The 6,818-nt window shown below is 39.3% G+C and carries 5 protein-coding genes; 1 reads left to right on the forward strand and 4 read right to left on the reverse strand.

Translation table 11 applies throughout. The features are described 5' to 3' along the window. Window positions 1-37 precede the first annotated feature (37 nt). Window positions 38-1,204, forward strand: coding sequence for an IS4 family transposase (locus VMW01_02430; protein HUW05094.1), 1,167 nt, complete (start codon window positions 38-40; stop codon window positions 1,202-1,204). On the opposite strand, the gene VMW01_02435 is transcribed toward VMW01_02430, so the two are convergent. The 4 genes from VMW01_02435 to VMW01_02450 all read right to left on the reverse strand — a co-directional run bounded on the left by VMW01_02435 (window position 1,194) and on the right by VMW01_02450 (window position 6,714). Further along, window positions 1,194-2,492 (reverse strand): hypothetical protein, encoded by a 1,299-nt coding sequence (locus tag VMW01_02435; GenBank protein ID HUW05095.1) that lies wholly within the window; start codon window positions 2,490-2,492, stop codon window positions 1,194-1,196. The two genes, VMW01_02430 and VMW01_02435, sit on opposite strands and share 11 nt — an antisense overlap. A 185-nt stretch (window positions 2,493-2,677) precedes the next feature. Then, window positions 2,678-3,646: a serine hydrolase domain-containing protein gene (locus tag VMW01_02440; protein HUW05096.1), complete on the reverse strand. Its 969-nt coding sequence runs from the start codon at window positions 3,644-3,646 to the stop codon at window positions 2,678-2,680. Window positions 3,647-3,700: 54 nt separating this feature from the next. Beyond that, window positions 3,701-6,058, reverse strand: a complete 2,358-nt coding sequence (locus tag VMW01_02445) for an ABC transporter permease (protein ID HUW05097.1) — start codon at window positions 6,056-6,058, stop codon at window positions 3,701-3,703. A 242-nt stretch (window positions 6,059-6,300) separates the two neighbouring features. Next, the gene (locus VMW01_02450) at window positions 6,301-6,714 is read right to left on the reverse strand and encodes an integrase core domain-containing protein (protein HUW05098.1); all 414 of its coding nucleotides are present in this window, start codon (window positions 6,712-6,714) and stop codon (window positions 6,301-6,303) included. Between the last annotated feature and the right edge of the window lie 104 nt (window positions 6,715-6,818).

A 6,818-nucleotide genomic window follows, 5' to 3' on the forward strand; every position in this document is an offset into this window, starting at 1 on the left:
GATTTGAAAGTAGCTTTGCAAGCTTAATTGTAAAGCTATGAATTCTGGTAAATATGTTTTTGCTCAACTGCTACAGTTTATTCCACGGTATGAATTTGAAAAATATGTGTCTACATATAGTGGGGACTTCAGAACCAGAGACCTAAATTGTTGGAATCAGTTCATACAACTCTTTTTTGGTCAGCTAACATCAAGGAATTCCCTTAGAGATATATGCACGTGTCTAAAAGCCCACAGGAACAAGCTGTATCATCTTGGCATTAAGCAATATGTAAACCAATCTACATTGTCACGGGCAAATGAACGTAGGGATTTTCGCGTTTTCGAAGACTTTGGCAATTACCTTATTCAACAGGTAAGACCAATATATGCCAGTGAACCAATTCCTGATGTTGATATTGAGAATGAAGTCTTTGCGCTGGATTCAACAACGATATCGTTGAGTCTTAAGCTATTTAGCTGGGCTCCTGGCAAGTATTCCAGAGGTGCTATAAAAATCCACACATTACTTGATTTAAGAGGAAGTATCCCTTCTTATATCTTGATTACAGATGGCAAATATCATGATAGCAATGTTCTTGATATACTTGCCCCAATCCCCAATGCCATTTACATTATGGACAAAGCATACATTGATTTTAAAGCGTTGTATCACCTGCATGAGTTGGGAGCTTTCTTTATTTCAAGAGCAAAGACTACCATGGACTATTCGGTGGTTGAAAGCAATCTCAATATCGACGAAAGCTCCGGATTAAGAAGCGATAAAATCATCGAGCTCAATGGATATAAATCAAAACAGCTTTATTCGGCACCATTACGGTTAGTTGAGTTTTTTGATAGTGAGAATGATGTAATTCTTACTTTCTTAACCAACAACCTTGATGCCTCTGCTCTTGAAGTGGCAAATCTGTATCGGAACAGGTGGCAAATCGAAGTGTTTTTCAAATGGATAAAACAAAACTTAACCATTAAAACACTTTGGGGGCACTCAGAAAATGCTGTAAACATACATGTTTGGGTTGCAATCTGCACTTATCTGCTAGTAGCAAAAGTTAAGCATGCGCTAAAAAGCAATCTCACCATCTATGAAATATTACAGATTTTAAGCATCTCAGTATTTGATAAAACCCCTATGCGAGAGTTGCTCACAGAATATCAAACAAATCAAAATATCAAAGAACAAAGAAATTTATTTAGTGACTAAATTTTAACGCATCAGCAGTATTGTCCAATATATAATTTTTCCATTCAGCTGCTATCATATCCAGTTCCGTATTATAAACAGCCTTAAAGCCTTCATCTATATCAGCATATTGATAAAATCTCTTTAACTTATCAATACCATATTTATCAATTAAGAATTTTACAAAAAGGCCTGATATAGGGTATGATAAACACTGTCCATTTTTATATGGCCCATTCCAGAATTCTATTTTTCCAGCTATTAAATCCTTTATTTCTAAATTGTCTTGAATTAATTTACAATCATTCGTAATTCGATCGGGATGCTGAAATAGTGCAAAAGACGAAGGAATACCTTCGTTAAAAAAAGCATTTGGACTTTTATAATTGTGATTAAATATAAAATGAACCCCTTCATGGATTAGCAACTCTTTATCTAACCCTACTGTATGAATTAGACTGTCAATCACTAATCCTCCAGTTGTACCAGGTTTTGGGTCACCACTGACTATATTTATCTCCAATTGATCCCAATGAATAAAGAATTTTAGTTTTTGAGACGGTTTCTTCACTTCATAAAGCCTGCAAAATTCATCAAACGAATCTATTAAAGAGTCAATTGAACCTTGAAATTGACTAATCGTTTTGTATTTACATGAGAAACAGGCTTCTACATATTCATTATCAATTTTTTGAGAATAGTTTACGTCTCTTATAAGTGCCAAATCAACAAGGCTATCTGATATAAATTTATTATCCTTTAAATTACCCAAATACCTCATTTTGCTATTTTCGAGAATATAATAGTTATATAATCCTAAAAACCGTCCAAATGATATATTTCTTAAGGCTGCATATGAATTACCAATTACAGCCGAACATCGTGCACTTTCGTTAATAATTGCTATTGCATCGTTACAATCTGCAAGTTCAATTGAGCCAAAGGTACATTTGTTATTGTTGACCTTTATGGGCAAATCAAAAATCGACAAATCTTTTAGTTTGCTAGTTAACCCGATAATTAGATAATGGCAACTATCATCTAATTTCTTAACATCGTTAATATTTACTATACTGATCTTGGAGTTCTGGTTTAAAAACCATTGCGATAGTTGACTAATGATTTCTTTATTGGCAATAGTATCAAAACCCTCGGATAAAACAATTTTAAATAATCTATTCTGCCCAAACTTATTGAAATTAATCATATTAATATCTGGTTGAGCCAATGAGTGCAAATCGATTTTGCATTCCTGAGCAGTAATCACGCCAGATATAAGAATCATTATAGAAAAAAATAGGTTTTTCATGGTATTTTTGAGTTTGTGAGCTATGTAAGTTCTTATTATTGTGCAATGTTCCCGTGGTTGGAGTTGTTTGGGAGTTAGCCGCCAATTTCATCATCCCGCGGGCAAAACAAATTATAAAGTAGTAAAACATACGCATCTGCATTATCAGCCCCAATAAACTTAATCGTGGCTAGGCAAGGTGCATTTTAAAGTTTCGTAAGTAATGGAATCACATTGTTTAAGAACCCTTGAAACCTGTTATTATCTAGATCATTTGCTGTATGAATATAGATAATCTTCGAATCAACCTTAACTAACCAAGATAGGTTTGCACCAGAATTACCAGGATATATTATCCTATTCCCTTCACCTTCAATTCCTAGACCATAATTCCATCCATTTACAACCTTAACCCAATCCGTCATTATTTTAAATTCTGGTTGTTTACTTATAAAGGCCATCATTCTTAAATAATCATCAATTGTTCCAATCATACCACCAGAATATCCAGATAAGCTATAGTGATATGGCCAAGGATTCGCGTATCCTTTTGGATAACTACCATGTCCATTATCCATCCTTATTGAAGGTGATATTCCTTTAAAATTTTCTGATATTAATTCATCAACTGTTTTCTTGGTTTCCTTTTCAAGAATAGTTCCTACAATGTTAAAGCCCGTGTTCGAATACAAAACTGAATCTCCCGGATTAAAAGCTAACTCCTTGTTTTTATATGCAGTATCAATTGTGAATTGAACACTACCTGCTTGTTTACAATTAAATAACAATCTAACATAATCCTTTATTCCACTGGTATTTGACAACAACATTTTAATCGTGATTTTGTCAGACTTTTGATAACCTTGTTTTAACGGAAACCACTTATCAATCGTAGATTGAATATTCAACCCATTTTTTAGAATTAAATAGCTAATTACAGGTTTAGAACCAGGACACATTAGTCGTAAATCATTTCCCTTGTCAATTGCTCCTTTTGAAAATGTTTTTACACTATCCGTATTGCAATCAATAACACCAACAAGTATTCCAGCATCCTTATTTGTCGATGATAAAACATACTGATTCAATAAACTATCTATTACGGAATCATTTTGAGCCCTTGCGCTATAGAAAATAGAAATTAGCAATGTTGTCAGAATAATTTGTCGTTTCATATTTATTACGTTAATGGATGAATCATTTTACGAAACTTCTTATAACTTCCTCTTCTACTCATACTTAATGCTCTCCACCGGATTCTGAGCCGCCGACCGGTAGCTTTGGTAGGCCACCGTAAGGAAGGCAATCACAAAAACCATCGCCGCAACGGCTCCAAACACCCACCATGGCATGGCAATTCGGTAGGCAAAGTTTTGGAGCCAACTCTTCATAAAGTACCAGGCTAGCGGCAGGGCAAATAGGTTAGATACCAACACCCACTTGGTAAAGTCGTAGGAGAATAGCCCTACCAAATTTCCAACCGATGCACCCATAATCTTGCGAACACCAATCTCCTTAGTGCGCTCCTCCGCCATAAAGGAGGCCAGTCCAATAAGTCCAAGCGACGAGATTATGATTGCCAGCACGGAGAAGTAAAGCAGTATGGTCATGGATTTCTTATCGCCCGCATACATTTTGCTTAGGTAATCGTCCACAAAGAAGGTGCTCACCGGAAAGTCGGGATTCTGAGCGCTGCACACCCGCTGAATGGTGGCCAGCGCCTGCCCCTTGTTCATAGGATCTACCCTAACAAAAAGGTATTGATAATACCCTCCACTGGCACTAAACATCATGAGAGGGCCAATCTTCCGACTTACATGGGTAAAGTTAAAGTCCTTTACCACCCCAATAACTCGATAGCTCACATCACCATGCTTTATGAGTATGCCAATGGCAGAACCCTTAGTTATCATCTTTGCAAAGGTCTCATTAATAACCACGGCATTGGAGTCGGACTGTTGTGTCATTTCTGTAAAATAGCGCCCCTCAGCCATTTTAATTTTGAACGTTTTAAAAAAGTTGAAATCACCATTCATGTAGGTTACCAATGGATTGTTGTTGGGGTCCTTCCCCTCCCAATCGTTACCCCAACCGTTGGTGTAGGCCTCACAGGGAATATGCGAGGCAAACGATGCCGTTTGAATGGAGGGATCGCTCTGCAGCTGCTTACGAATGAGATCGCTCTTTTCGGCCATGCTGCCAGTAAGAGGCACGGCAACAATATTGTGAATATCCATTCCCATATCCATATTCTGGAGGTAACGTATTTGTAGGCTCACCACAAGGGTGCATACCACCAACGCAATTGAAAGCGTATACTGCAGCACCACCAATATCTGCCTAAATCGGGCACCACCCTTGCCTCGGGTAGAATCTCCCTTCAGCACATTAATGGGTCGAAAGCGGGTGAGGTAAAATGCTGGATAGGCCCCTGCAAGAATACCAGTAACCAACGTAACTCCCACCACCAATATCCAGAAGTTGGAACTGGAATAGTCAATTTCCAGATTTCGGTCCATCATGGTGTTTAAAACTGGAAGGAATAGCCGGGCCAATACCAGCGCAAAGTTCACGGCAATAAAGGTTATAAGCAACGACTCACCCATAAACTGTGCTATCAGGCGCCAGCGGGAAGCCCCAACCGTTTTCTTCAACCCAATTTCCTTGGCACGCTTGGCCGCCCTCGCGGTGGAGAGGTTCATAAAGTTGAAGCAGGCAATGAGCAAAATGAAGATGGCAATAATTGAGAACATCCCAACCTGCTTCATCTGCGTTGGCGTTCCATCGTAGTAGTAGAGATGCACCTTATCAACCGGAAAAAGAAATAGGGAACGTAGGGTATCCGACTTGTCTACATAATCGCTAAAAAATGTGCTCATCTTCTTGTTGAGCGAGTCCACGTTTACCCCCTTGTTAACCTCGGCAAACCCAAAGTAACTATGGTTTCCCCACGAATCGCGCAGGTAGGGATTTTGCTGGCGGAGAAACTCGAAAGGAACCAGACAGGAATAGCTAAAAATGGTGTTTTCGCGTGGGTTTTCCATTACACCCGTAACGGTAAGCGGCGTTTTGTTATCAACAGTAATTATCTTTCCCATGGGATCGTCGTTCCCGAAGATTTCGGTAGCCATTTTTTCGGAAAGTATGATGGAATGCGGATCGGAAAGAGCCGAACTAATGCTACCCTTAACTAGATGAACGGAGAATATTTTCAAGAAATCGGGGTCGACATGATTTACCGAAATGAACCGTTCAAAGTTATTGTAGCGCATGAGCATCTTCTGCCCAAATGTGTTGCAGTTGGCAGCCATCTTAATTTCGGGATACTTCTCCTTTACCACATCGATAAGTGGTCCGGGAAGATTGGGAATTGGATGCTTGCCACCATCCCATGTCTGGAGCGACACCACCTCGTATAACTGCTTGGTGTTGGGGTAAAACTTGTCCCAGCTGAGCTCAAAGCTGACCCAAAGCAGCAGCAGTATGGTGGTGGCCATGCCAATAGCCAGCCCAAAAATGTTAATAAAGCTATAGCCTTTACTCCTGAGGAGATTTCGGAAGGCAATTTTAAGGTTTGTTAGTATCATGGCTAACCCGGTTTATTGATGTTGGAAAAAACTTCTTCTGCCATTAAGCAACTGCTGTGCCACAACAAAATGGCAACTGATTTTCAACACAATAAGTAAAATCAGAGAACACCGAAAGAAACCATCTGTTCCAAAATCATCCAATGGCTGTGTTAGAATGGGACAGGGGAAGAAAGAGAAGTCAGAAGTCAGAAGTCCGGAGTGACCGTCCCTGATTAGTGTTGACCGATTTATACTAACAATTAACTTAACGTTGCTATCGGACAAACCAGAGCATTAAGTGTTTGTTCTGGCCAATAACCCTTTCGATTTGCTGTATTTCGGATTGTATGGTTACCCTCGGAATAAACAATCACCTTTGGCCTTTTCTGGCGCGGTAAAGCTAGCAATTCTTTTTCAAACTGAGCTGGCGTGCTATGGTTTGGCAACGATCGGTGTATTCTTTGGGTGTTGTAGTGCTTAACCGCTCTAGCCACACCCCGCCGTAGCTCCTCGAGCGTGTTCATTTTCCAGCAGGCGAGATACTCGTTTTTTATTATTCCGTTAACCCTTTCCGCGTAAGCGTTATCGGTTGCCAATAGGCCCATACTCACGTGCACACCGTTGTCGCCCAGCATCTTAAGGTATTTCTTGTATTGAATTAGGCATTCAGCCAATACGGATAAATGTAGTATTTTAGGGGTATAAATGATTTAGAGTATGGAGAAGAAGTTCGACAGCCTTACTATTTTCGAGTTTCAGCAGCGATTCCCCGATGAGG

Source organism: Williamwhitmania sp. (assembly GCA_035529935.1).
In the GTDB taxonomy this organism is placed as follows: domain Bacteria; phylum Bacteroidota; class Bacteroidia; order Bacteroidales; family Williamwhitmaniaceae; genus Williamwhitmania.

Coding starts and splice junctions, on each gene's coding strand:
- VMW01_02445 (HUW05097.1), bottom strand. CDS start 6,058: ATGATACTAACAAACCTTAAAATTGCCTTCCGAAATCTCCTCAGGAGT.
- VMW01_02430 (HUW05094.1), top strand. CDS start 38: ATGAATTCTGGTAAATATGTTTTTGCTCAACTGCTACAGTTTATTCCA.
- VMW01_02435 (HUW05095.1), bottom strand. CDS start 2,492: ATGAAAAACCTATTTTTTTCTATAATGATTCTTATATCTGGCGTGATT.
- VMW01_02440 (HUW05096.1), bottom strand. CDS start 3,646: ATGAAACGACAAATTATTCTGACAACATTGCTAATTTCTATTTTCTAT.